Source organism: Streptomyces sp. NPDC091271, assembly GCF_044757505.1.
Taxonomy (GTDB): Bacteria; Actinomycetota; Actinomycetes; order Streptomycetales; family Streptomycetaceae; genus Streptomyces.
This window is the reverse complement of the sequence record NZ_JBIVVD010000001.1, coordinates 835,684-860,135: the sequence shown is the minus strand read 5'-3', so window position 1 is coordinate 860,135 and position 24,452 is coordinate 835,684. Positions and strand designations below refer to the sequence as shown.

Below are 24,452 nucleotides of genomic sequence, written 5' to 3'. Positions count from 1 at the left end.
AATGGTACGGGCCCGATCGGTCCGGGGCTTCCCGGCCCGATCCACAGGGCGGGACTACAGCCACTATTCAGCCGATATTCAGCCGGTATTACGTCATCGTCCAGCCGGTGCGTGGCCGGACGGCAAGGGGTGTGGGAAGACGAGCAGCCCGGGTCGGGGCGGACACCACCTTGCCCGCCGGGGGCTCCGGCGGGCAAGGGAATTGAGCTGTATCTGAGCTTCGAATGTGGCCTTGACCTGCTACTTCTTCCGATTCGCGGGGGAACCTGCCGCTTCACGCCCGGTGAATCCGATGTCCTCGTAACGAGGGGCGGCGAAGCCGAAGGCGCCGATGTTGGCCAGCTTCTTGTCGACGGCGACCAGCTGTGGCCTCTGATACAGCGGAATCGATCCCGCGGCGGCCCAGATCCGTGCGTCGGCCTGCTTCAGGAGGTCCCTCGACGCGTTGGCGTCGAGCTCGGAGACCGCGCGGTCGAAGAGCTGGTCGATGTGGTCCGAACCGACCCGCGTGTAGTTCTGCTCGACGAGGAGCGAGCCGTCGGTGGCGGGCTCCGGCTTGGCGAAGATCGGGCGGCCGTCGGTCGCCGGGTAGGCGGTGGCGGGCCAGGAGTACAGCGCCATGTCGTAGTCGCCGGAGGCGATGTGGTCCTTGAAGTAGCTGTCGTCGTCGACCTTGGTGACCTGTGTGCTGATGCCGATCGAGTCCAGCATCTCCACGATCTTCTCCCCGACGGTCCGCAGCGGCTGCGATCCGGGGCCCGAGGGCAGGACGAAGCGGAGGGTCAGCGGCTTGCCGCCCTTGCCGAGGCGGTCCTTGACGGCGGCCGGGGCCGGTGCGGCCGTGCCCGCGGGGGCGTAGGCGCCGGCGGCGCCGCCGGGGTGCTTGTCCTGCGCGGTGACCCCGGCGTCGCCGGCGGGGCGGTCGCCCGGCTTCTCGTCACCGACGATGTACGTCCCCTCCTCGCGCGAGGCCTTGTCGTCCTTCTCGGCCTTGTCGGCCTTGTCGGTGCCCTTCTCCTCGGCCTTCTTCTCGTCGGCCTTCTTCTTCTCGTCGGCCTTCTTCTCGGCCTCGCTGCCCGCCTTGGTGTCCTCGGTCTTGCGGACGGCCCCGCCCACGGTCCATCCCGCGTCGGCCAGCAGCGCCTGCGCCTCCTTGGTGTCCCGGTCGCCGAGCGCGCCGCTGCCGTCCTTGTAGCCGGGCTGCCCGGCCAGGGCCAGGTGGCTGCCGGGCGGCTTCGCGGGCAGGCCGAGCGGCTTCAGGACGGTGTCGGCGAGCTCCTGCCGGTCCAGGGTGCGGGCGATGGCGCGGCGCACCCGGTCGTCGGAGAGTGGCCCGGACTCGCCGTTCAGCGCGAGCTGCGTGTAGGCGGGCTCCAGTGACTTGCGTACGGCGAAGCCCTTCAGCGCCTTCTGCTCGGCGGCGTACACCGCCACGGCTTCCCGGCTCTTCTCGCGGGAGGCCTGCGCGGTCTCGGCGGCCTCCTCGTCCGAACCATGGGCCAGGGCCCAGGACCGCAGAGCGGCGGCCGGGGTGATGTCGGCTCCCGGGCCGTGGGCGGGCGGCTGGCCGTTCCCGCCCCGGTAGCGGGCCGCGAGGGCGATGCCGTTCGCCGTGACGGAGTCGATGTCGGCGACGTCCACCGTGCCCTCGGTCAGCGCGTCGGTGCGGTCCTCCGGCTCGACGGCGCGGAAGACCAGGGATTCGAGCTTGGCCTCGTCGCCCCACCAGCGGGGGTTCCGGTCGAGGACGACCGTGCCCTTGTCCTTGTTCACACTGCGCAGCCGGAACGGTCCGGCGGTGTTCTTCAGGGTGGCCCTGGCGCCGTCGTTGAAGGTGCCGGGCGCCCCGGTCACCTCCTTGGGGTACAGCGGCGAGAAGAGCGAGCGCCAGTCCGCGTACGGCTTCGAGAACGTGACCCGGACCTGCAGATCGTCCTTGCCGCGTTCGATCTTCTCGATCCGCTCGTACCCCGCGTTGCGCGCGGTCCAGAAGGCCGAGTCCTTGCCGCTCAGCGCGCGCCACTGGGCGACGAAGTCGGGGGCGCCGATCTCCCGGCCGTCGCTCCACACGGCCTGCTGGTTGAGCTTGTAGAGGACGACCTGCTTGGGCTCCTGCTCGATGACCTTCGCCGACTCCAGATAGTCGGGGTTCAGCTTGGGCTCGCCCCGCGCGTCCAGCGGGAAGAGCGAGGGGAGCAGGGCGCCGGTGATACGTGTGGTCGCGCTGTCGGCGTCGGCCTGGAAGGTGTTGAGGGTGGTGGGGACCGCGTCGATCGCCCACGTGAGGGTGGAGCCCTCGGTCACCCGCTCCCGGGAGGCCGGGGCGATGTCCTGCGGGACGGCCACCGAGGTGGGGCCCTCGCTGTCCGAGGTGCAGCCCGCCAGTACCGGGATCGTGAGCACACCTGTCGCCAGGAGCGCGACCGAGCGGCGCTTTCGGGCCGTCCCGCGTGGGACGCCGACGTGGGCCATGGCTGATACCTCCGGGGCCGGCCCGGCCCACCCCGTACCGGAATGGACCGGATGATGCGTTCTGGTGGCATTTGCAGTTGATCAGACTGATTCGCTGATCCACTGAAAGCACCTTCACGCGCGGGAGGCGGCAGGCGCGGCCGGTGGGGCCGCGGACGTCACCCGTGCGGCCCCGGTACCGGCCCGGCGGGGGTCAGCCCAGGAGCTTGACGATCGCGGCGGTGGTGTCGGTCTCGCCGAGCCTCGGGAAGATCTTCTCGACGCTGTTGCGGTGGGCCTCGGCGTCCATGTCGGTGACGGCGTCCGTCGCGACGGTGACGTGGTAGCCGTGTTCGTGCGCGGCGCGGGCGGTGGACTCGACGCCGATGCTCGTGGCGATGCCGGTGACCACGACCTGGGTGATGCCGCGGCGGCGCAGCTCGAGGTCGAGCGCCGTGCCGTGGAAGGCGCCCCACTGCTGCTTGGTGACGACGGTGTCGCCGTCGCGCGGGCCGAGCTCGGGCAGGATGTCGGCCCAGTCGGCGGCGGGCTTGCCGGCCGGGGCCCGGCCCTCGTTGCGGCCGGGGGCGCCGCCCGTCACGCGGACCAGGAAGACCGGGAGGTCCTTGGCGCGGAAGGCTTCGGCGAGGGTCACCGAGTTGGCTACGACGCCCTCCGCCGGGTGGGCCGTCGGGAGGGCGACGATGCCCTTCTGCAGGTCGACGACGACGAGTGCGGTCCGGGGGTCCAGGACGGTGGCGGTCATGTGCGTACTCCTTGATGTGCTGATGTGCGGGTTTTGCCGGGGGTCAGGTGCGGGCGCGCAGGGCGCGGTCGGTGAGGGTCAGGACGGCCAGCAGCACGGCCAGGACGACGGAGACCGCAGCCATGAGGTGCAGTCCCGCGTCGCTCGCCGCATCGGCGTACGCCAGGGCGATCAGGCTGGACGCGGTGATGGCGCCGATGTACTGGGCGGTGCGCTGGAGGCCGGCGGCGGCCCCGATGCTCTCGGGGGGCGCGTAGGTCTGGACGGCCGCCTGGTTGCTCGTGCCGATGAGCCCCTGCGGTGCGCCGAAGCACGCCCCGGCGAGCAGCAGGACGGCGAGCGGGGTGTCGCCGGAGAGGAACACGAGGATGCCCGCACCGGCGGTGAGCAGCAGGCAGGCCACGGTCAGCGGGGCGCGCAGCCCCTTCGTGCGGGCGCCGAGCAGCGAGCAGACGAGCGCGGTGACGGACATCGGCAGCATGAGCAGCCCGGTGTGCCCGGAGGAGAAGCCGCGGGCCTCCTCGAGCCACTGCGTGTAGCCGTACATGACGCAGTAGATCAGCAGGTAGCTGAGGCCGTGGCGCAGGTACGTACGTAGCAGGGGGCCGTTGCCGGCGAGCATCCGGATGTCTATGAACGGCTGCGGGGTGCGGAGCTGCCACCGGACGAGGACTGCCGTCAGGACGGCGAAGGGGGCGAGCAGCCACCACTGCGGGTGGGCGAGGTCGAGCAGGAAGAAGACGAGCACCGTCAGCGCGGTGGTGAACAGCCCGATGCCCAGGGGGTCCAGGGAGAGCTTCGGCGTGCCCCCGTCGGCGGCCCGCTCGCGCGGCGGGTCGGCCGGGACCCAGAGCAGCGCGGCACCGAAGGCGAGCAGGGCGATCGGCACGTTGACGGCGAAGATGCCGCGCCAGCCGACGGTCGACACGAGCAGCCCGCCGAGCGCGGGGCCGACGGCGGCGCTGCCCAGGGCCGCGAAGGAGAGCCTGGCGAGCACGGGGCGGGGAGTGGGCCGGCCGAGCCGGCGCGACTCGTCACGCAGGACGGCCATGGCGGCCGGGTAGGCGGCCGAGGTACCGATGCCGAGCAGCAGCCGGGAGACGATCAGGGTGCCGAAACCGGGGGCCAGCGCGCCGACCAGCCCGGACACGACCACGACGACGAGACCGGCCAGGAAGACCCGGCGCGGACCGAGGGTGTCGGCGAGCTTGCCGAGGACGGGCTGGGCGACGGCGCTGGCGAGGTAGAGGACGGAGATGAGCCAGGCGGTGTCGGCGGCTCCGATGCCGAAGGAGTGCCCGATGGCCACCAGGGCGGTGGAGATCATCGTGGTGTTCAGCGGGTTGAGCAGGGAGCCCATCAGCAGCGGCGCGGTGAGCCGTGCGCTGAACCCGGGGCCGTCCTCCCCGGGCGGGGCGGGCCGGGGCTCCGCCACCGGCGCACCGGGGGTCAGGTCCGTCCCGTACCGGGTCACTTGTCGACCAGACGGCCGATGAGCTCGACGGCCTCGGCGAGCGCCCGGCGCTCCGCCCCGTCCAGCTCGCCGGCGATCGCGTCGGCCAGCCAGCTCCGCTTGGCGGCCCGCACGCCGGCCAGGACGGCGCTCCCCTCCTCGGTCACCGACACGAGCGACTTGCGGCCGTCCGCCGGGTCGGGGGCGCGGGTGACGAACCCCTGGCTCTCCAGCGCGCCGAGGGTCAGCCGCATCGACTGGGGCCGCACGAGCTCCGCCCTGGCCAGCGCCGCAGTGGTGGCCGGTCCGCCGTCCTCCAGCCTGGCGAGGGCGGAGCGCTGGGAGGGGGTGAGCAGACTGTCGGCCGAGGAGCTGCGCAGCCGCCTGAGCAGCCGCCCGACCACGGCCGAGAGATCCGTCGCCACACTCTCGGCCGTGGGGTCGACGGGGGCCTGCGGCGCTGCGCCACCGGGGTTCTCGGGCGTTCCGGACATGTCTTCCACCGTAAAGATGGACAGGGCATCTTGCAAGGCAGCCTGTCTATTCTTGGGTAAAGGCCGGCGTACGCCGCACGGGCGGCACACCACCACACCCCACCGGCTGGCGCCCCCGGACACCCGGTGCCCCGGCGTCGGGTCGCGGGCGGCAGTGGGCGGACATAGCCTCCCAAATGTGACGCCGCCTGCGAGCCGTACCGGGATGCCCCGGCTTTCGATACCCGGCAGGGTCCTCATCGCCGCCCTGGCGGCGGTGCTCTGGACCGCCCTGCCTGGCGCTCCGGGAGCCCGGGCCGAGGACCCCGTGACGCTTTCCCGCGACGGGCAGATCACCGACAAGGTGGACGCACTCGGGGACCGGGAGCGACAGGTCGAGGCCTCACTCGACCGCCTGTTCGAAGAACAGCGGGTGCAGCTGTTCGTGGCGTACGTCCGTGACTTCTCCGGCCGGGATGCCCAGACCTGGACCGACGAGACCGCGAACCGCAACGGCCTGGGCCAGGAGGACGTGCTGCTGGCCGTGGCCACGCACGACCGGCGGTACGCCTACTCCGTCGACCAGGGATCTCGCCTCACCGACGCACAGCTGCGGGACGTGGCGAACACGGCGATCGAGCCGGCGCTCCGGCAGAACGACTGGGCCGGAGCCGCGATCGGCGCCGCCGACGGCTATGCCGCGGTGCTCGGGGGCGACCCCGTACCGGCCCCCGCCATCACGCCGGGCACCGCCGACCCCGGGGGCGACTCCGACAGCGGTGCCTCGGCGAACCTGATCGTGCCCGTCGCCGTACTCGTCGTCGTGTGCGCCGTCGCGGCCTTCGCCCTCACCCGCCGCAGACGGCGTACGAAGACCCGGACGACGCCGGCGGCGGGCGGCTGGGGCGGCGAGGCCGGGGCGGCGGCCGAACCGCTGGCCCCCCTGCCGGACCTGGACGCCCGGGCGAAGGCGGACCTGGTCGACACGGACGACGCCGTGCGCACCAGCGAGGAGGAGCTCGGCTTCGCGACGGCCCAGTTCGGCGAGGAGGCCGCGGCCCCCTTCGCCGAGGCGGTCCGGTACGCCAAGAACGAGCTGACCGCGGCCTTCCGGCTGCGGCAGCAGCTGGACGACGCCTTCCCCGAGGACGACGCGACACGGCGCCGCATGCTCGACGAGATCATCAGCCGCTGCACGGACGCCGACGGACGCCTGGACGCCATGTCGGAGGACTTCGACCGGCTGCGCTCCCTCGAACAGACAGCCCCGCAGGCCGTGACCACCGCCGAGACCGCCTACCGCGACCTGATCGCTCGCGTCTCCGCCGCGGAGACGGCCCTCGGCACGATGCGGGAGCGGTACGCCGAGTCCGCGACCGCTCCCGCCGTCGGGGACGTCGAACAGGCCAAGGACCGGCTGGTCTTCGTCACCTCCACCCTCAACCAGGCGCGCCAGGCCGTGGACGGCGAGGACAACTCCCGGGCCGCGGTGTACGTCCGTGCGGCGGAGGGCGCGATCAAGCAGGTGGCCACCCTCGTTGACGCGGTCGACCGGCGGGCCGGGGAGCTGGCCGAGGCCGCGGACAAGCTGCCGGGCGCGCTCACCGAGACGGAGACGGACCTGGCGGATGCCCGGGGGCTGCTGGACGGCACCCCGGAGGGTGTGCCGACCGCGGATCTGCGGGGCCGGGTGGCCCGCGCCGAGGCGGTGGCCGGCGATGTGAGGGGGGAGATGGGCTCCGGCCCGTACGACCCGATCGACGCGCTGCGCAGGGTGGAGGAGGCGGACGCCGCGCTGGACGAGGCGCTGGCAGGAGCCCGTGAGCAGGAGCACGGCGACCAGCGGGCCCGTTCGCTGCTCGATCAGGCGATGCTCACCGCGCGGGCGGCGATCGGTGCCGCCGCGGACTACATCACCACCAACAGGGGCGCGGTCGGCAGCCAGGCGCGCACCCGGCTGGCGGAGGCCCAGCGGCGGTGGGAGAGAGCCCGGGTGCTGTCGGAGGGGAACGACCCGCAGGCCGCCCTGACCGAGGCGCAGCAGGCGGACGCGCTGGCCGCGCAGGCGCGGAGCCTGGCCGAGCAGGACGTACGCGGCTATGGCGACGGGGGCGGCTACGGCGGGCCGCGTGGCGGAGGCGGGACCGGCGGTGCCGTGCTGGGCGGCATCCTCCTCGGCGGGCTGCTCGGCGGGCGGGGCGGAGGGTTCGGCGGCGGATTCGGGGGCGGGTTCGGCGGTTCCGGGGGCGGGTTCGGCGGCGGGCCGGGCAGCTTCGGCGGCGGGGGGACCCGTGGCCGGCGGGGCGGCGGAGGCCGCTTCTGACGGCGGCCGGGGCGCGCGGCGCCGGATGCCGCCACACGTACGACGGGATTTCGCACAAGGAGAGGTGCCATGACCAAGCAGACCGTCCTCGGCCGCGTCACTCAGCTGGCGCGGGCCAACATCAACGCCCTGATCGACCAGGCGGAGGATCCGCAGAAGATGCTGGACCAGCTGATCCGCGACTACACGAACAACATCGCGGAGGCCGAGCAGGCGGTGGCCACCACCATCGGCAACCTCAGGCTGCTGGAGGAGGACCACCGGGAGGATGTCGACGCGGCGAGGGAGTGGGGCCAGAAGGCGCTCGCCGCCAGCAGGAAGGCCGACGAGCTGCGGGCCGCGGGAGCGGGGGTGGACGCCGACAAGTTCGACAACCTCGCCAAGGTGGCGCTGGGCAGGCAGCTCCAGTCGGAGCAGGAGGCGAAGACGGCCGAGCCGACGATCGCCTCGCAGACGGTGGTGGTGGACAAGCTGAAGTCGGGTCTCGACCAGATGAAGAACAAGCTGACCCAGCTGAAGTCCAAGCGCGACGAGCTGGTCGCACGCGCCGCGTCCGCCCAGGCGCAGAACCGGATGATGGACGCCGTCAAGAGCATCGACGTCATGGACCCGACGAGCGAGCTCGGCCGCTTCGAGGACAAGGTGCGGCGCGAGGAGGCGAGGGCGGTGGGCAAGCAGGAACTCGCCGCGTCGTCCCTGGACGCCCAGTTCGAGCAGTTGGACGGCCTCGGGGACAGTGCGGAGGTCGAGGCCCGGCTCGCCGCCCTGAAGTCCGCTTCCTGAGCTGGACCAGCAGCGGCCGGGGTCCCGTCAGTACATGCTCAGCAACTGCTCCACGGAGAGTTCGGCGGCGGGCTCTCCGTCGGGCAGCGCCAGCTCGAACCACACCGTCTTGCCGCGCGGGGTGCGCCGCGAGCCCCAGGCCGCGCTGAGCAGCCCGACCAGCTGCAGCCCGCGCCCGCCCTCGTCGGTGTCGCGTGCGCGCCGGCGCCGCGGCTGGACGAGTCCGGCGTCCCACACCTCGCAGACGAGCGTGCGGTCGCGGAGCAGTCTGAGCCGGATCTCTCCCTCGCCGTAGCGCAGGGCGTTGGTGACGAGTTCACTGACGAGCAGTTCGGTGGTGTCCACCAGGTCGTCCAGGCCCCAGCTGATGAGCTGCGTGCGGGCCAGCTCACGGGCGCGGGCGACCGAGCGGAGCTCCCGCGGAAGCCGCCAGTCGCCCACCGCGTCCGGGGCGAGTCCCTGGATGCGGGCCATCAGCAGGGCGATGTCGTCCTCGCCGTGCCGGGTGTCGAGGGTCGTCAGCACGTGGTCGCAGACGTCCTCCAGGGGCTGTGACGGTTCGGCGAGGGCGTGCCGGAAGGCGTCGAGGCCCTCGTCGAGCGGGTGGTCGCGCGACTCGACGAGCCCGTCGGTGTACAGGGCGAGGAGGGCACCCTCCCTGAGCTCCACCTCCACCTCCTCGAAGGGCTCGCCGCCGACACCGAGCGGCATGCCCGGGGGTACGTCGAGCAGGAGGGCGGGCTCGCCCGGCTCGGCCACCACCGGGGGGAGGTGACCGGCGTTGGCGAAGGTGCACCGCCGGGTGACCGGGTCGTACACCGCGTACACACAGGTCGCCAGATACACCTCGGAGAGGTCTGCCTCGCGTGACTTGTGGGCGGCCCGCGAGGGCCACTGGGCGCCGCCGCCCGCGCCGAACCCTTCGCTCCGCTCGCCGCCTCCCGGGGTACCCAGCCCCCGGGCGACCTCGTCCAGGGCGGAGAGGACCTCGGCGGGCTCCAGGTCCAGGAGTGCCAGCGTGCGTACGGCGGTGCGGAGTTCACCCATGGCGACGGCTGCCCGCAGTCCACGGCCCATCACGTCGCCGACGACCAGGGCCGTGCGGTGGCCGGGGAGTTCGATCACGTCGAACCAGTCGCCGCCGACCTCCGTGGCCGTGTTGCCCGGGAGGTAGCGGCAGGCGATGTCCAGGCCCGCCGCCTCGGGGTCGCCCGGCGGCAGCAGGCTGCGCTGGAGGATGAGCGCCCGCTCGTGCTCCCGGCGGTAGAGGCGGGCGTTGTCGATACAGACGGCCGCGCGGGCGGCGAGCTCGGTGGCCAGCGCCCGGTCCCGCTCGCCGAAGGGCTCGCTGCCCTTGGTACGGGAGAACTGGACGAGGCCTACGACGACGTCGTGCGCGACCATCGGCACGGCGAGGGTGGAGTGGACGAAGCCGCGTTCGTCGCCGGGCACGGCCTCGACGCGGCCGGTGCGCAGGGCGACGGCACAGGGGGAGTGGAACGGGTAGCGGTGGACCGAACCGAGAGCGGGCGGCTCCGTTTCCCCGGCGGCATCCACCCCACCGCCCACGGCGGAGAAGGTTCCGGGGAGGGCGTCGGAGACGGCGCTGGCCTGGGCCACCCGGCGCAGCTCCGCGGAGCCGGTGCCGGACTCCTGGTGCCTGCCCCAGCTGGCGGGCGAGGCCTCCTCGCCGGTGAGCAGCCCCTGGTAGAGATCGACGGAGGCGAGGTCGCAGAAGACGGGCACCGCGACGTCCAGCAGTTCCCGGGCTGTCGTCTCCAGGTCGAGGGAGTTGCCGATGCGGGCGCTGGCCTCGTTGAGCAGGGCGAGATTGCGGCGGGCGCTGGCCGCCTCGCGGGCGGCGATGTGCCGTTGCGTGACGTCGGTGGCGAGCCCGGCGATACCCACGGGTCGCCCGGCGCCGCTGTGCACCCGGTAGAGGTTCATCGACCAGTGGCGTCGGCCCGTGGTGCCGGGCGGGGTGCCGACGAGCTGGAGGTCGGTGACGGCGTCACCGGTCTCCAGGACCCGCTTGAGCGTGCTGGAGAGGCGTTCCGCCTCCGGGCGGGGCAGGTAGTCGTCCACCGTGCGGCCGCGGTGGTCGTCGGCCTCGCCGCCGAAGACGGTCGCGAACCGCTTGTTGGCGCGCACGACGGTGAAGTCCGTGCCGAAGAGGACGAAACCGAAGGGAGATTGGCCGAATATCGCCTGCGAGGCGGCGAGGTCCGTCTCGATGCGCCGCAGCGCTCTGACGTCGACCACGATGCAGAGCGCGGCACGCTCGCCGGCCCCCGTCTCGCTCGGCATGACGTAGATCTCGGCAAGCCCGCCGACCCCGTTCTCGCCCGGGATCCGGAACGGGACGACGCCCGTCCACTCCTTGCCGTCAAGGATCTCGGCGACCCGCCTGTGGGCGTCCGGGCGCAGCTCGGCGGGCATGAAAGCCTCGACCGGGTCCTTGCCCACCACCTCGTCGGAGGCCATGCCGAAGAGACCGGCGGCCCGCCGGCTCCACTGCTCGATCAGCCCGTCGGGCCCGATCGAGAACGATGCGACCCTGATGTAGTCATAGATCGAGCCGGGCGGGCTGCTCTGCCACATGACGTCGCCCGCCGTTCCAGGTATCTCGCTCACGCGACCGTCCCCTCCAGCTCACACACCGGACCGGTCCTGCCCGCAGTATTCAGCACTACGGCCCTCACCGGCACGGCGTTCACGATCACAGCAAGGTCTCAGTCCCTTTCAGCCAGGTTCTGCCCGACCTCCGGTGATCGCTGTGCGTCCCTCCCCACTCCTAACCAGGCAGAGCGAGCTCGAACCACACGGTCTTGCCACTTTTCCCGCGCCGGGTCCCCCAGCGGCGCGCGGAACAAGCCACGAGCTGCAGTCCGCGACCGCCCTCGTCCTCGGGTCCGGCCGTGCGTTCGGTGGGCGGATCCGGAACCGGATCGGAGACTTCCACCAGAAGGCCCCGCCCCTCGGCACCTGCGTCGGGCGCCTCGCCGTCGGGATGCGGCCACCTCAGGCGGACGCCGATGGGACCGGAGGCATAGCGCAGGGAATTGGTCACGAGTTCGCTGACGAGGAGTACGGCGACGTCCCCGACCGCCGTGTCGAACCCCCATTGGTGCAGTGCGTCACGGACCGCATGCCTGGCGCTGCGCACGGAGCCCGGCACCGCCGGAAAGCTCCACTCGGCAGAATCGCCTTCGGTATCGGTCACGCCGATCACTTCCCAGAGCCGGCAGCGGGGGCGCACCCTGTTGAAAGGGCATAATCCGCACATACCCGATATTCGGCGCAACCTATCGCAGACGCTGCCCTATGGGGCGTACGGGTGTATGTCGCCGGGCTGGTCGGCAGGCGGAAACGGGGCGCCGCCCTCACGGTTCCCGGGGCTCGCGGCCGCGCCGCTCAGGCCCGCCTGGCCTCCCGCAGTCAGGCCCGCATGGTCTCCCGCAGCCGGCGAACGGCTTCCGCCACGGCGGGGCGGTCCTGGTCCAGCCAGTCGACGGTGTCCGTCTCCTCCGGCGCGAGCCAGCGCAGCTCGTCGTGGTCCTCCAGCGGGGTGGGCTCGCCCGACAGCAGCCGCACCGTCCACACCCGGAGCACGAGGCCGGGCTTCAGCGGCCACTCCCCCGGGATGCGCTCCAGAGGCTCCGCCTCCACGCCCAGCTCCTCGCGGAGTTCCCGTACGAGCGCCTGCTCTCCGCTCTCCCCGGGCTCCAGCTTGCCGCCCGGCAGCTCCCAGCGTCCGGCCAGCTCCGGCGGGGCGCTGCGGCGGGCGGCCAGGAGCCGTCCGCCGTGACAGACGGCCCCGGCCACCACCACGGAAACACTCATGTGCGGGAGCGTAACCGGTGACTCTCTCCCGCCGGTCGCGCTGGATGGTCACGGACTAAGGGCGTGCGCTCCGGCTCGTCCGCTCCACCCAGTAGAGCTGCTTGTGTCCATGACGGTCCAGGCCGTCGGCGATCTTCTGAGCCTCGTCCTGCGTCGCGTAACGCCCGACGCGGTATCTGCTGCCGTTGTCGTCCTGTCTGATCACCAGCCAGGGGAGCACGGCACCGCTGTCAGTCATGACTTCCCTCCCCAGCATCCCGCCCCTCTCCCCACCGGCGTGCACGTCTCTAAGGATCCCCAGGAAACCGCAGTACGCATATGCCCGAGCGTACGCCTGACCTTCACTCAGCGGATGCGTGTTTACACAAAGAGACACGCATCCGGCCATATCAAAGGGGGCGCACTCCATCGAATGCGCCCCCTTCCGGCCACGAGCCGGCGCCTCTACGACATCAGCCGGCGGGTGTCCGTACGACCGGCATCGGCATCAGCACCGGGCCGGCCGCTGGTTCCTTGCGGCAGACGTCTCCGCACTCCTCGTCCAACGAGCAGCACAGGGAGCAGACCGGCCCCGACCGGACCGGGCAGTCGGCGATGTCCGGGAGCTCGTAGGCGTTTTCGCACACCGCGCAGGTGTGCGTGGCGGTGATGTCGGCGATGTCGACGTCCGGGCCGTTCACCGGGTTCGGCCGGGCCAGGTAGTACTTCCCCTTCGTCAGCCAGGCGATCAACGGGCAGAGGACCAGCGACAGTCCGGCCGCGATGAAGGTCGAGAAGGCCTCCGCGTACCTGCCGAACAGGCCGAAGAAGGCGAGGATCGAGACGGTCGACGCGATCACCATCGCCCCGAAGCCGGCCGGATTGACCGCGTGGAGGTAAGCCCGCTTGAACTCGATGTAACGGGGGCTCAGCCCGATCCGCTTGTTGATGACCAGGTCGGCGGCGACGGCCGCGATCCAGGCGATGCCCACGTTGGAGTAGAAGCCCAGCAGCTTGTTGAGGGCCGCGAACATGTTCATCTCCATCAGCGTCAGCGCGATGGCGAGGTTGAGGAAGATGTACCAGACGCGGCCCGGGTGCTTGTGCGTGATCCGGGAGAAGAAGTTCGACCAGGACAGCGAGCCGCTGTAGGCGTTGGTCACGTTGATCTTGATCTGGGAGACGATCACGAAGAGGGCGGCGGCCGGGAGCGCGAACGAGCCGAGCCACGGTTTCAGGGCCTCGATCTGCGGTGCGATCGGCTCCAGCGCGTGCGTCTTGCCGACCGCCTCCAGGGCGACGAAGGCGAGGAAGGCGCCCCCGAGCTGCTTCGCGGCCCCGATGATGACCCAGCCGGGCCCGGCCGCGAGGACGGCGAGGTTCCACCGGCGCTTGTTGGCCTCGGTCTTGGCCGGCATGAAGCGCAGGTAGTCGGCCTGTTCACCGATCTGCGCGATGAGCGAGAGCGCGACGCCCGTACCGAGTCCGAAGGCGATCCAGGAGAAGCCCGGCTCCGCCCCCTCCGTGCCCGTGAAGGAGCTGAACGCGCCCCAGGAGCCGGGGGCTTCGACGGCGAGCACCACGAAGGGGAGCACCATGCCGATGATCCAGACCGGCTGGGTCCAGGCCTGCACCTTGGCCAGCGCGCCCATGCCCCGGAACACGATGGGGATGACGATCAGCGTGGTGATCAGATAGCCGGCCTCGACGGGGAGCCCGACTGCCTGGTGCATGGCCTGCGCCATGATCGAGCCTTCGAGCGCGAAGAAGATGAAGGTGAAGGACGCGTAGATCAGCGAGGTCAGCGTCGAGCCGAAGTAGCCGAAGCCCGCCCCGCGGGTCACCAGGTCCATGTCCAGGCCGTACTTCGCGCACGCCCGGGCGATCGGGATGCCGGTGAGGAAGATGATCGCCGCCGCGGCCAGGATCGAGGCGAGCCCGCTGGTGAAGCCGTAGGTGAAGACGATCGACGCGCCGATCGCGAAGTCGGCCAGATATGCGATGCCGCCGAGCGCCGTCCCCGCGACCGTCGAGGGCGACCAGCGCCGGAAGGAGTGCGGCGCGTAGCGGAGGGAGTAGTCCTCGCGGCTCTCGTCGGCCGCGAGGGCGGCGTAGCTGCGCCGGGGCGGCCGGGGGCCTTCCTGGGGCTCCTGCCGCGGCGCCTCGCCCGCCGTGGGCGTTGCGATGTCCGTCATCGGTGACTTCCCGTTCGTCGGTCCGGTGTGCGGGTGACGAACGGGAAGTTAGGACTTGGACATGACAAGGGGGCGCGGCGGACGATTGCCCGCCGGTTACGTGCGGCGCGGGTTCGTTAACTCCGCATCAACCGCTGCGGACAGGCTGTCGCTCCCAGCGGTCACCACAGCCGTCCCACCTTTCACCTCACGCGCCCCAGGGGCTACTTGACCGGCAGATGGTAGGCAATCCTGTAGCGGTCGGCGGGGACGACCACATCGGCCGTCTCCACCGCCCGCCCCGAGGCGTAGTACGTCCGCCCGATCACCATCACCACGTGGCCCGGCACCCCGCCGAGCGTCAGGAGCTCCTCCGCCAGCCCGGGGCGCGCGCCGACCTCCTCCGCCACGTTGTCCACGACGACGTCGATCGCCGCCATGCGGTCGACGACGCCGCAGCCGCCCAGCGGGCCCTCCTCCGGCAGCATCACCGGCGTGCGCCCCGTGACGGCCAGGGGCTCCCAGGAGGTGGACAGCATCATCGGCTCGCCCGCCTCCCGGAAGACGTACCTCGTGCGCATCACGCGGTCGCCCGGCTCGATCCCGAGCCGCTCGGCGATCTCGGCGCTCGCCCCCTCCTGCTCGCTGCGGGACTCCCAGGTCCCCCGCGCCCCTTCCGCCGTCTGTTCCTGACGGAACGGACCGGTCCCCGCTCCCGACCGGTAGCCGGAGCGGGCGATCCGGCGCGGGACCGGACGGGCGCGCACATAGGTGCCCGAACCCGACCGGCCCTCGACGAGCCCCTCGGCCATCAGCACCTTGCGGGCCTCCAGCGCCACGGTGTCCGAGACGCCGTACTCCTCACGGATACGGGCCTGCGACGGCAGGCGGGTATGGGGCGGCAGCGCGCCGTTGACGATCTTCTCCCTGAGATCGCTCGCCACGCGCAGATAGGCGGGCTGCTCACCGAAAGGCACAGGCCACTCCCAACAGGTTGACAGACAGCAACAGCGTCGCAACCGTGGGTTGAGTACCGCAAGCACAGGCCAGGGTTTCACTCGAAGTGATGATTCCCCACCCACCTGCGCATACCGAATAGACTCGCCCCATGGCGGACACCCCAGTGCCCTCGGCGACCTATCTCTGCCCGCGGGACGGGGCCAGGGCCGACTCCGCCACGACGGCCTGGTGCTGCCCTGTCTGCGGTGGCCCCTGGGACCTCGACACCGGCGTCCTGCCGCCGGTCCGCCTCGACGCACTGGGCGGACGCGTCAATTCGCTGTGGCGTTACGAGGAGGTTCTCCCCCTCGCCTCCCCGGCGGTCTCCCTGGGCGAGGGCCGGACCCCCCTCGTCCCCCTCACGGACCGGGTCTCGGCCAAGCTCGACTACATGATGCCCACGCTCTCCTTCAAGGACCGTGGCGCCGTCATGCTGGCCGAACTGGCCCGCAGGCTCTCCCCGGAGCGGGTCGTCGCGGACAGCAGCGGGAACGCGGGGACAGCCGTCGCCGCGTACTGCGCCCGGGCCGGGCTGCCGTGCACGGTCTACGTGCCCGAGGGGACCTCGCCCAAGAAGACGGAGCAGATCCGCGCCCACGGCGCCCGGCCGGAAACCGTGCCCGGCGGCCGCGAGGCCGCTGCGGCCGCCGCCCGGGCAGCCGCCGACGTACCCGGCAGCTTCTACGCCTCGCACGTCTTCAACCCGTACTTCCTGCACGGCACCAAGACGTACGTCTACGAGATCTGGGAAGAGCTCGGCGGCACCCTGCCCGACGCCATCGCCGTGCCGGTCGGCAACGGCACCCTGCTCCTGGGCGCGGCCCTCGCCACCGCGGAACTCCTCGCCCACGGCCTGATCGACCGCCGGCCGGCGCTGATCGCCGTACAGGCCGAGGCGGTGTCCCCGCTGGCCGCGGCGTTCCGGGCGGGGGCCGACGGGCTGTCCGGAGTCCCGGGAGTCCCGGACCGGGCGCGGGCCACCCTCGCCGAGGGGATCGCCATCCCCCGGCCGCCCCGCGCCCGGCAGATCCTCGCCGCCGTCCGGGAGTCGGGCGGCACCTTCCTGACCGTGACGGAGAAACAGATCCGCGAGGCGCAGAGGGATCTGGCCCGCCGCGGCTTCTTCGTCGAGACGACCGGCGTCGCGTGCTGGGCCGCCGTGGGCGGCATGACGGACCGAAGCGTGGTCGTCCCGCTCTGCGGCGCCGGCCTCAAGACGGGCCTCGCGCCGTAGGGCCCTCAGCCCGTCCAGTACGTGTCGTGCTTGATGAAGAACTCCGCCCGCTGCTTCTCGGGCCAGTCGGAGACCTGCCCGACCTTCTCGAAGTACTCCTCACGGGGCGCTCCGGGCGTGAAGAGCAGCAGCATGGAAGCGGGTTCCTCGGAGTCGTTGCGGAAGGCGTGCAGGCCGCCCTGGGGCACGTACAGGAAGTCGCCCTGGGTGGCGTCGACCCATCGCTCGCCGTCGTAGATCCGCACCGTCCCGTCGAGGATGAAGAACGACTCGGAGATCGACCGGTGGAAATGCTCGGCCGGGCCGCCCGCCTTGGGGCCCATGTTGATCCGGTACAGCCCGAATTCGCCGTGCGTCGACTCCGCCGTGGCCAGGTAGTGGGTGGATCCGCCGCTGCGTGTCAGCAGATTCGCGGCGGTGCCAGCCGGACGGTACGTCGCGCTGATCTCGCCCGCACCGTCCCTGTAGACGGGTTCCGGATAGGACATGCCGCTCTCCCTGCCTCCGGCCGTGGACCGGTCCGCTCGTCCCGCGCGCCGGTACCGCACCGGCGGCGTCGTCTTCCCTACCTTCGTGGGGTGAGCCTCAAGCGCATCTCTCTTCTCGCGCCGGTCGTCGCGGGCGCGTTGGTCCTCCCCCTGCCGCCGCTCTCGCATGCCGCCGGGTCCGCCCCGGATCAGGTGTGCGGGAGGACAGGTACGCACCCCGACGCCTCGTGGGCACCGACGTCCACCACCTTCGGCGAGGCCGCGGGATACGACCCCTATGTCGGCAACGGCTACCTGGGCCACCGCGTGCCCGCCACCGGCGCCGGATACGCCGCCACGGGCGAGAAGACGGGCTGGCCCCTCTACACCCCACGGTACGACGGAGCCTTCGTCTCCGGGCTCTACGCTCGCGACAAAGGCCTCGCCGAGGGCCGCGAGGTGATCGCCGCCCTGCCGTCCTGGACCACGCTCGACGTGCGCGTGGGCTCCGAGACGTACGGCTCCGCCACCCCCGCCGGCCGCGTCTCCCGCTACCGCCAGACCCTCCACCTGCGCTGCGGCGTCGTGGTCACCTCCCTGCGGTGGACCACGGCCGACGGCCGCGCGACCGACCTGACCTACGAGGTGCTGGCCGACCGCTCCGACGTGCACACCGGCGCCGTACGCCTGCGGATGACCCCGCACTGGAGCGGCACCGCCACGGTGACGGGCCGGCTGGACGAACGAGGGGCGCGCCGGGTCACGGTCGCCGATGACGGCACCTTCCGCACGCTCGGCACGGGCACGTCGGGGGCGATCGCCCAGCGGGGCACCGCCGGCGCCCGCACCGCCCGGGTGAGGGCCGGGCGCTCGTACACCTTCGAGAAGTACGTCGGCGTCGACACCGCCCTCACCTCCCGCACCCCGCCGGCATCCGCCGGGGCGGCGGCGGACCGCGCGGCCCGGCGCGGCTGGTCCGGGGTCCTCGCCTCCAACGCGGCGGCCTGGCGCCGGGCCTGGGCCTCGGACGTCAGGACACCGGGCAGCCCGGACCTGCAGGCCTGGCTGCGGGCCGCGCAGTACGGGCTCCTCGCCAACACCCGGCCCGGTTCCTCGGACAGCATCGCCCCGGCCGGGCTGACCAGCGACAACTACGCCGGCATGGTGTTCTGGGACGCCGAGACCTGGATGTATCCGGGGCTGCTCGCCACCCGCCCCGACCTGGCCCGCTCGGTCGTCGAGTACCGCTACCGCAGCCGGGACGCCGCCCGCGCCAACGCCGAGAAGCTGGGCCACGAAGGGCTGTTCTACCCCTGGACGAGCGCGAGCAAGGGGCGCCTGGACTCCGAGTGCCAGAGTTGGGACCCGCCGCACTGCCTCACCCAGAACCACCTCCAGGGCGACATCGCGCTCGCCGTCTGGCAGTACTACCTGGCCACCGGTGACCGGGCCTGGCTCGCCGGCCGGGGCTGGCCGCTGCTGAAGGGCATCGCCGACTACTGGCAGTCGCGCGCCACGGCCAACGCCGACGGCGGCTACTCGGTGAAGAACGTCGCGGGCCCCGACGAGTACAGCAACGGCGTCACGGACGGCGTCTTCACCAACGCGGTCGCGGCAACCGCCCTCCGCAACGCCACCCGCGCCGCGGAACTCCTCGGCCACCCGGCACCCGCCGGCTGGACCAGGGTGGCCGACGGACTGCGCATCCCGTACGACGCCGAGCGGAAGCTCTTCCTCCAGTACGCGGGCTACAACGGCTCGACCATCAAGCAGGCCGACACGGTGCTGCTGATGTACCCGCTGGAGTGGCCGATGGCGGAGGGCGCGGCAGCGGCGACGCTCGACTACTACGCCGCCCGCACCGACCCGGACGGCCCCGCCATGACCGACTCGGTGCACGCGATCGACGCCGCCACGATCGGGGAGCCGGGCTGCGCCACGTACACGTACCTCCAGCGCGCCGTACGTCCGTTCGTCCGTGGTCCCTACAACCTCTTCTCCGAGGCGCGGGGCGAGAAGTCCGGGGCCCAGGACCCGCTCTCGGGCTTCCCCGCCGAGGACTTCCTCACCGGCAAGGGCGGCTTCCTCCAGGTCTTCACGCACGGCCTGACCGGCCTCAGGCTCCGCGAGGACGGCGTACGCCTCGACCCGCTCCTGCCCCCGCAGCTCCGCGAGGGCGTGGCGCTGACCGGGCTGCACTACCGGGGCCGTACGTACGACATCACCATCGGCCCCCGGACGACCACGGTCCGGCTGACGGACGGCGCGCCCTTCACGGTCCACACCCCGGCCGGCCCGCGCCGCCTCTCCGGCACCCTCACGCTCCCCACCCGCCGCCCCGACCTCGCCCCGACGCCCGACGCGGCCCGCTGCCGCCCGGCGACGGCCACCTCGGAGGCCCCCGGTCTGTACGCCGAGGCGGCGGTGGACGGCAGCCCCTCGACGTCCTGGTCACCGGACCGCGCGACGGGCACGCTGACGGTGCCGCTGCGCCACGTGACCCGGCTCGCCTCGCTCACGCCCCGCTGGACGGACATCGCACCGGCCTCCCACACCCTGGAGACCTCCCTGGACGGCCACACCTGGCACCCGTACGAACCGGGAGCCACGGCCCGCCAGGTCAGGCTCACGGTCCGCTCGGCCGACGCGGAGAAGCCGACGGGGGTGGCCGAACTGACCGCCACGGCGCGCGAATAGCCGAAGGCGCGGGCTAGGATTCCGGGCGGCGGAGCCGTAGCGCAGAGGTCGTCGCGCCGGTCTCCAGAACCGCGAGGACGCCGGTTCGAATCCGGCCGGCTCCGCCCGGACCAGGGCCACCGAACGCAGCATCGAGGCCCACATGAGCGCGCAGCGCGAAAGCCTCAGGATGCCGTGACGTGCTCGCGCCGCATGTGGTCGTTGACCGTGTCGATGATCTCCTGGAGCCGGTCCCGGGTAGCCCACGGGAGCCGCTTCCCGAGCCCGTTCACGCCGGGGAAGAGGACGAGTGCGCGCTGCGCTTCGGTGGCGTAGGCGACTGCCCGTTCCGTGCAGTACGGATGCTCGGAGGTCAGGGATGACCGGACGAGGTCCGCGAAAGGGCGGTCCCCCTCGTCCATGAGGATGGCGCCGAAGCCGAAAAGGAAGGGAAAGCTCTGCAGGAATTCCGTGGAGCCCAGGGGCTTTTCCCCGTACTCGGGAACTCCGCCCCGGTCAGCCATGCGCACCAGTTCCGCCAGGATGCGCATGTACTCCGCCGGGTCCATGTCACCGGCCGCACGGGCGAGCTTCCTCTTGAATTCCGACGGGTACGCTTCGAGCGTCCCCGAGCGCTCGACGGCATCGGCAGCGAGGTCCAGCACCCCGGCGGAGAAATACACCGAGCAATTCCAGTGGGCAACCCAGTCGTTGCGGATCAGGCGGACGTAGCGCCCTATCTCGTCATCCAGAGAGAGCTTGCCGCCCGACTCCTGGACCGCGATGACGATGTCCAGAACCCTCTGCACCGGACCGTCGGACAGCAGTGACGGCGGAAACGACCGCACGGAACGCACCTCCTCAGGGGGCTCATGACGGAGTGACTTCCGCCATGAGTATCGCCGCATACCCTGCGTGCCGTCGTCCGTCAGCCGCGCGCGGCCATCCGCACGAAGGTCGCCCACCGGCCGGCCTCGACGTGCAGGACCGGCCCTTCGGCCTGCTTGGACTCGCGCACACACTGATGACCCGCGGGAGTCCGGCACGGCGCCGGCGCCCCCGGCACCGTGCCCGGCTCGGCCGGCCACGCCTCCTTCGCCGCCTGCGGCCGCCAGGCCCGGACCGCGGGTCATCTGCGGCGGATCTCCACACCGCGCACTCAGGTGGCCCGCCGCCTCCGGTGACTCTTCACGCATCGAGCGGACCACCGCCCCCGTCGCGGAGAATGTCCCGTTCGCGGCGTATTAAAGATTCGACCGGTGGAAAGTCCGTCGATCGGTCGAGTGAAGAAAACGTACCGGTCCATGAACCGATGTGATCGCCCTGGCGCTTCGATGTGGAAAGACCGGCGCAAGGGACGCCGGGTGGGTGGCCCCGCAAGGCGCTCCCGTGCTTTCATCCTCCACACCACGGAAGCCGCCACAGCCGTGAAATCGGCAAGGGCCCGCATTCCTGACGGAGTTGGCCCCCGCCATTCGGAATAACGTGAAAGGAATTCACCTCATGAGCACCGCCCCCCAGGTACAGACCCAGGAAATCTCCGACGCGGACCTGGACGGCGTGTCCGGCGGCGTCTCCGCCGGCCTGGCCGGCGAGGTCTCCCTCGAGACGCCGCTCTCCTCGCTCACCGCCGGTTTCTCGGGCGCCCTCGCCGCCGACGGACTGGGTGTGGCCGGGCTCGGCTCCGCCGCCACGCTGTCGGCCTGAGCCGACGCCGAGCCCGTGTGCCCCGATGCCGGCCAGGCCGCGGGGCATAGGGGCCGTGGGGCCGCGATCGACACGCATCGGGCTCCGAACCCACGGACCGGAGAGCTTTCGCACGTGAGGGACCATCCACGCACGGCTCATCGTCCGCCCGGCCCGGGCGATCGGTGGGAGCTCGTCTGGAGCCACCGGGACGAGCTGCTGGAGATCGCGCGCCGCCGTTCGTCGAGCGCCGAGGAGGCCGAGGACGCCGTCCACGAAGCGATGCTGCGCGCGGTGGAGGACCGGAGCGTCCAGTACGGCCGGGTGCGTTCGTGGCTCAGGCACGCGACCGTGCGCGTGTGCGCCGAACGGCACCGTCAGGTCGCCCGCGACGCGGAGTTGAGCAAGAGCCTCTCCGCCGCTCCGGCCGAGCCCCAGCCGGTCGAGGAAGCGGCATGCGACCGGGCAGAGGCCAGGTGGCTGGCCGCCCGCAGCGCGGAGTTGCTGCCCGCCCGCCAGGCCGAGGCGCTACGGCTCCGGTCCCAGGAGCTCGATGTCGGGCAGGTGGCCCTGGCCATGGGGCTGAGTTACCGAGGGGCCGAGTCGCTGCTCGCCAGGGCCAGACGGCAGTTGCGTGGCGCCCTCGCCGGGAGTGTCACCCTGGCCCTGACCGTCTGGGTGTTCGTGCGCAGGCTCCCGCGCACGGGTGTCACGCAGTCGGCGGTGGCGACATCGGCCGCGGTGACGGTCGCCACGGTGGGACTGTCCCTGCCTGCCGATCCCCCCGAGATTCCGGACGCCCCGCCTCCGAGGGCCGGCGCCGACACCCTGCGTACCGCCCCGGACACGGAGTTCCCGGTCCCTCGCCCGGCTCCGGAACGTCCGCACACTCCCCCGCCCCCTTCCCCGGCGACGCAACGCGCCGAAGGGGCGGAGCAGGACGCGTCGCGGATCGACTCGGGTGACGCGCCGGTGGCCTACGAGCCGCAGGTCTCGGCGGCGGTGAGGATACGGATCGAGCCCGTAGGCCTGACGGCGGAACTGCCCTCCGCGACCACGCCCACGTCCATACCGCCCCTTCCTGTGGACGCGTCAACCATCTCTCCCGCGAAGCCGCCTTCGATGACGTCCGGCATCGCCACCGACGGCTCGACCGAGCTCCTTCAGCTGCCCTCTGCTGTTGTCAGTGCCCGGTGACACCATCCGGTCATGAACAGTGAGACTTTCGACTGGCACACATTTCTCGGGCGTTGGCAGGAGGAGTGGGTTCCTCGCGAGGAGGAGGACGAGGAGGACGAGGACGGACAGACCCCCGTCAGCCAGGGCAGACCCGGGGCGGACGAGTCCGCGATCGCCGCAGCCGAGAAGCGACTGGGGCGGCGGCTGCCGCCCTCGTACCGTGAGTTCCTGGCCGTGAGCGACGGGTGGCACGTGGACCAGGTGGCCGGGGTCTATCAGCTCGGCGGCGCCGCGGACATCGACTGGTTCCAGGATCCGTTCGGCATGACCCCGCTGTACGAGGAGAGCCTGGGCGACAACCCGCGCGAGGAGGAAGTCCTGCTGGCCGGGATGTGGCGCCGCGCGCTACAGCTGGAAACGGACTCCGACATGTCGTACGCCCTGCTCGACCCGGGCGACAGCGACCAGGACGGCGAGTGGGCGCTCTACCTCTACAAGGGCTGGGGCGGTGAATACCCGGACCGCTACCCGTCGTTCCGCGCCTATATGGAGGCCATGTACCGCGGGTTCCACGGCGACCGGGCGGGGAGGCCCGACTTCGTCAACGCGACCACCCGCGCCCAGGACGCGCACGTCGAGGAGGCCCGTCTGCTGGCCCTGCGCGGACGGCACGAGGAGGCCCTGCCCCTGCTCGAGGAGGCTCTGGCCTTCGGACGGCCACGGAGCGCCGTCCTGCTGAACCAGCTCCGTCATCTGCTGGCGCCGCACGGTTCCCGGGATTACGGCATGCTCGTGGCCGACCCGTACTGTCTGTCCGAGCTCCTCCCCGTGCAGGCACTGGAACCGGCACGCGGCGAATGGCGGCTGGGCGGGGACGACCACTGGCTCGGCATGATGGCCGCCCGCGGGGTCGCCCGGGAGACCGCCGAGGCCGTACTGGGCGCGATGCGGGACGACACCCATCGTTACGCGCCGCCCGGCCCCTGGGGCAGTGCGGTCGCCGAGGCCCGGGAGCCGGCCCGCTGGGGGGCGACCGACGCCGCGTGGCGGGTGCTGCGGGACGCGCTCCCGCTGTGGGAGGCTCCCGGGCCCTCGCTGATCGCCCCGATCGGCCTGCTCGCCGATCCGGTCCTGGGCTCGCTGATCACCCCGGAGCGTGGGCGGGAGATCCTCGCGACACCACGGGCCGGGGAGACGGGCCCCGCTCCCGAGCCCGTACCCGATCTCGACCCGCCGGGACTCGCCTGGCTGACGGAGCCGGCGGCGAACCGGCGGCCGTCCGACGGGTTCCGCTGTGTCTGGGTCGAGGGCGCGGACCCCGCCCGCCTGCCCGCCCTGATCGGCGAGGAAGACGCCGGACTGGGCGCGCCCACGGATCAGCTCATGGCGCCCTGGCGGCGGCGCACGCAGGAAGCGGAGCACTCGGAGCCCTGGGAGGACCGGGCCGTGGTCGCGGTCGGCCGCGCCACCGACGAGTGGACCTTCGCCTTCGACGGCCACCCCAATCACTTGCACGAACGGTTCGTGTCCCCCGCTCCGGCCGCCTCCTGCGCCGGCCGCGCGGTGGTGGTGTGGCGCGACCCGGAGCGCTCGCACCCGGAGGGCCACCCCACCGCGTTCCATTTGTCGGTGGCCGAACAGGGAAAGGAGCTGTACGCGTTCACCGTGCGGGGTGCGGAGATCCAGCGCTCCGGCGCGATACCCGAGGCCCTGGACCCCGCCCGGCTGTTCCGCCCGGAGGACACCGAACCGGAGAACGAACTGCGTGTGCTGGAGACCCTCCACACCGAACTCGGCCTCGCACTCCCCCGCTTCGCGCTGACCAGCGGCCGTCTGCATACCTTCACCACCCGGTCCTGGACCCGGGCACCGCGCGAGGGGGAGTCGTACGCGTACATCCGCTTCGGGCGGCACCGTTCCTGAACGCCCCGGCGCATCAGCCGCGTTACGGCGTCGTCGTCGGGCG

General features: G+C 72.1%; 20 protein-coding genes and 1 tRNA gene. 8 read left to right on the top strand and 13 right to left on the bottom strand.

The features are described from left to right. Positions 1-240: 240 nt before the first annotated feature. The 4 genes from ACIQM3_RS04225 to ACIQM3_RS04210 all read right to left on the bottom strand — a co-directional run bounded on the left by ACIQM3_RS04225 (position 241) and on the right by ACIQM3_RS04210 (position 5,164). Positions 241-2,472 (bottom strand): ABC transporter family substrate-binding protein, encoded by a 2,232-nt coding sequence (locus tag ACIQM3_RS04225; protein WP_401618500.1) that lies wholly within the window; start codon positions 2,470-2,472, stop codon positions 241-243. A 193-nt stretch (positions 2,473-2,665) separates the two neighbouring features. Beyond that, the gene (locus ACIQM3_RS04220; protein ID WP_401618497.1) at positions 2,666-3,217 is read right to left on the bottom strand and encodes an isochorismatase family protein; all 552 of its coding nucleotides are present in this window, start codon (positions 3,215-3,217) and stop codon (positions 2,666-2,668) included. A 43-nt stretch (positions 3,218-3,260) separates the two neighbouring features. Then, the gene (locus tag ACIQM3_RS04215; RefSeq protein WP_401619987.1) at positions 3,261-4,670 is read right to left on the bottom strand and encodes an MFS transporter; all 1,410 of its coding nucleotides are present in this window, start codon (positions 4,668-4,670) and stop codon (positions 3,261-3,263) included. A 17-nt stretch (positions 4,671-4,687) separates the two neighbouring features. Continuing rightward, positions 4,688-5,164 (bottom strand): MarR family winged helix-turn-helix transcriptional regulator, encoded by a 477-nt coding sequence (locus ACIQM3_RS04210; protein WP_401618494.1) that lies wholly within the window; start codon positions 5,162-5,164, stop codon positions 4,688-4,690. A 205-nt stretch (positions 5,165-5,369) separates the two neighbouring features. Here ACIQM3_RS04210 and ACIQM3_RS04205 point away from each other — a divergent pair, with 205 nt between their 5' ends. Both ACIQM3_RS04205 and ACIQM3_RS04200 read left to right on the top strand, forming a co-directional pair. Next, positions 5,370-7,466, top strand: coding sequence for a TPM domain-containing protein (locus tag ACIQM3_RS04205; RefSeq protein WP_401619984.1), 2,097 nt, complete (start codon positions 5,370-5,372; stop codon positions 7,464-7,466). A gap of 69 nt (positions 7,467-7,535) precedes the next feature. Next, positions 7,536-8,249: a PspA/IM30 family protein gene (locus tag ACIQM3_RS04200; RefSeq protein WP_401618491.1), complete on the top strand. Its 714-nt coding sequence runs from the start codon at positions 7,536-7,538 to the stop codon at positions 8,247-8,249. Positions 8,250-8,276: 27 nt separating this feature from the next. Here the strand turns inward: ACIQM3_RS04200 and ACIQM3_RS04195 are convergent, their stop codons facing one another. From ACIQM3_RS04195 to ACIQM3_RS04170, 6 genes are all read right to left on the bottom strand, one after another. Then, positions 8,277-10,850 carry a SpoIIE family protein phosphatase gene (locus ACIQM3_RS04195; RefSeq protein WP_401619981.1) on the bottom strand — a complete coding sequence of 858 codons (2,574 nt, stop codon included), beginning with the start codon at positions 10,848-10,850 and terminating at the stop codon, positions 8,277-8,279. Positions 10,851-11,043: 193 nt separating this feature from the next. Further along, entirely contained in the window at positions 11,044-11,481 is a 438-nt protein-coding gene (locus ACIQM3_RS04190) for an ATP-binding protein (RefSeq protein ID WP_362936775.1), read from the bottom strand. A gap of 206 nt (positions 11,482-11,687) precedes the next feature. After that, positions 11,688-12,092: a (deoxy)nucleoside triphosphate pyrophosphohydrolase gene (locus ACIQM3_RS04185; RefSeq protein ID WP_401618488.1), complete on the bottom strand. Its 405-nt coding sequence runs from the start codon at positions 12,090-12,092 to the stop codon at positions 11,688-11,690. A gap of 55 nt (positions 12,093-12,147) precedes the next feature. Then, on the bottom strand, positions 12,148-12,330 hold the full coding sequence (locus tag ACIQM3_RS04180) for an SPOR domain-containing protein (RefSeq protein ID WP_401618485.1): 183 nt from the start codon (positions 12,328-12,330) through the stop codon (positions 12,148-12,150). A 214-nt stretch (positions 12,331-12,544) separates the two neighbouring features. Beyond that, positions 12,545-14,266, bottom strand: a complete 1,722-nt coding sequence (locus ACIQM3_RS04175) for a purine-cytosine permease family protein (RefSeq protein WP_401618482.1) — start codon at positions 14,264-14,266, stop codon at positions 12,545-12,547. 203 nt (positions 14,267-14,469) lie between these two features. Then, on the bottom strand, positions 14,470-15,222 hold the full coding sequence (locus ACIQM3_RS04170) for a GntR family transcriptional regulator (RefSeq protein WP_401618480.1): 753 nt from the start codon (positions 15,220-15,222) through the stop codon (positions 14,470-14,472). A gap of 131 nt (positions 15,223-15,353) precedes the next feature. On the opposite strand from ACIQM3_RS04170, the gene ACIQM3_RS04165 reads away from it, so the two are divergent. After that, the gene (locus tag ACIQM3_RS04165; RefSeq protein ID WP_401618477.1) at positions 15,354-16,478 is read left to right on the top strand and encodes a threonine synthase; all 1,125 of its coding nucleotides are present in this window, start codon (positions 15,354-15,356) and stop codon (positions 16,476-16,478) included. Positions 16,479-16,483: 5 nt separating this feature from the next. Here the strand turns inward: ACIQM3_RS04165 and ACIQM3_RS04160 are convergent, their stop codons facing one another. Beyond that, a complete protein-coding gene (locus tag ACIQM3_RS04160) occupies positions 16,484-16,966 on the bottom strand; it encodes a cupin domain-containing protein (protein ID WP_401618474.1) in 483 nt (160 codons plus the stop codon). A gap of 90 nt (positions 16,967-17,056) precedes the next feature. Between ACIQM3_RS04160 and ACIQM3_RS04155 the strand changes: the two genes are divergently transcribed. Next, positions 17,057-19,642, top strand: coding sequence for a glycosyl hydrolase family 65 protein (locus ACIQM3_RS04155; protein WP_401618471.1), 2,586 nt, complete (start codon positions 17,057-17,059; stop codon positions 19,640-19,642). Positions 19,643-19,672: 30 nt separating this feature from the next. Next, positions 19,673-19,746, top strand: a tRNA-Trp gene (locus ACIQM3_RS04150). Between the two features lie 60 nt (positions 19,747-19,806). Here the strand turns inward: ACIQM3_RS04150 and ACIQM3_RS04145 are convergent. Together ACIQM3_RS04145 and ACIQM3_RS04140 are read right to left on the bottom strand one after the other, a co-directional pair. Next, the gene (locus ACIQM3_RS04145; RefSeq protein ID WP_401618469.1) at positions 19,807-20,469 is read right to left on the bottom strand and encodes a hypothetical protein; all 663 of its coding nucleotides are present in this window, start codon (positions 20,467-20,469) and stop codon (positions 19,807-19,809) included. A gap of 80 nt (positions 20,470-20,549) precedes the next feature. Beyond that, on the bottom strand, positions 20,550-20,639 hold the full coding sequence (locus ACIQM3_RS04140) for a DUF397 domain-containing protein (RefSeq protein ID WP_401618466.1): 90 nt from the start codon (positions 20,637-20,639) through the stop codon (positions 20,550-20,552). Positions 20,640-21,124: 485 nt separating this feature from the next. Between ACIQM3_RS04140 and ACIQM3_RS04135 the strand changes: the two genes are divergently transcribed. The 3 genes from ACIQM3_RS04135 (at position 21,125) to ACIQM3_RS04125 (ending at position 24,409) form a co-directional block, all read left to right on the top strand. Continuing rightward, positions 21,125-21,328 (top strand): hypothetical protein, encoded by a 204-nt coding sequence (locus ACIQM3_RS04135; protein ID WP_401618464.1) that lies wholly within the window; start codon positions 21,125-21,127, stop codon positions 21,326-21,328. Between the two features lie 114 nt (positions 21,329-21,442). After that, positions 21,443-22,504 (top strand): RNA polymerase sigma factor, encoded by a 1,062-nt coding sequence (locus ACIQM3_RS04130; protein ID WP_401618462.1) that lies wholly within the window; start codon positions 21,443-21,445, stop codon positions 22,502-22,504. Between the two features lie 12 nt (positions 22,505-22,516). Continuing rightward, positions 22,517-24,409, top strand: a complete 1,893-nt coding sequence (locus ACIQM3_RS04125; protein ID WP_401618459.1) for an SMI1/KNR4 family protein — start codon at positions 22,517-22,519, stop codon at positions 24,407-24,409. The last annotated feature ends 43 nt before the right edge of the window (positions 24,410-24,452 follow it).

Excerpts from the sequence above, each read along its gene's own strand:
- ACIQM3_RS04180 (WP_401618485.1), bottom strand. The coding sequence starts at position 12,330 with ATGACTGACAGCGGTGCCGTGCTCCCCTGGCTGGTGATCAGACAGGAC.
- ACIQM3_RS04135 (WP_401618464.1), top strand. The coding sequence starts at position 21,125 with ATGAGCACCGCCCCCCAGGTACAGACCCAGGAAATCTCCGACGCGGAC.
- ACIQM3_RS04225 (WP_401618500.1), bottom strand. The coding sequence starts at position 2,472 with ATGGCCCACGTCGGCGTCCCACGCGGGACGGCCCGAAAGCGCCGCTCG.
- ACIQM3_RS04195 (WP_401619981.1), bottom strand. The coding sequence starts at position 10,850 with ATGTGGCAGAGCAGCCCGCCCGGCTCGATCTATGACTACATCAGGGTC.
- ACIQM3_RS04210 (WP_401618494.1), bottom strand. The coding sequence starts at position 5,164 with ATGTCCGGAACGCCCGAGAACCCCGGTGGCGCAGCGCCGCAGGCCCCC.
- ACIQM3_RS04165 (WP_401618477.1), top strand. The coding sequence starts at position 15,354 with ATGGCGGACACCCCAGTGCCCTCGGCGACCTATCTCTGCCCGCGGGAC.
- ACIQM3_RS04185 (WP_401618488.1), bottom strand. The coding sequence starts at position 12,092 with ATGAGTGTTTCCGTGGTGGTGGCCGGGGCCGTCTGTCACGGCGGACGG.
- ACIQM3_RS04175 (WP_401618482.1), bottom strand. The coding sequence starts at position 14,266 with ATGACGGACATCGCAACGCCCACGGCGGGCGAGGCGCCGCGGCAGGAG.
- ACIQM3_RS04200 (WP_401618491.1), top strand. The coding sequence starts at position 7,536 with ATGACCAAGCAGACCGTCCTCGGCCGCGTCACTCAGCTGGCGCGGGCC.
- ACIQM3_RS04125 (WP_401618459.1), top strand. The coding sequence starts at position 22,517 with ATGAACAGTGAGACTTTCGACTGGCACACATTTCTCGGGCGTTGGCAG.
- ACIQM3_RS04220 (WP_401618497.1), bottom strand. The coding sequence starts at position 3,217 with ATGACCGCCACCGTCCTGGACCCCCGGACCGCACTCGTCGTCGTCGAC.
- ACIQM3_RS04205 (WP_401619984.1), top strand. The coding sequence starts at position 5,370 with ATGCCCCGGCTTTCGATACCCGGCAGGGTCCTCATCGCCGCCCTGGCG.
- ACIQM3_RS04160 (WP_401618474.1), bottom strand. The coding sequence starts at position 16,966 with ATGTCCTATCCGGAACCCGTCTACAGGGACGGTGCGGGCGAGATCAGC.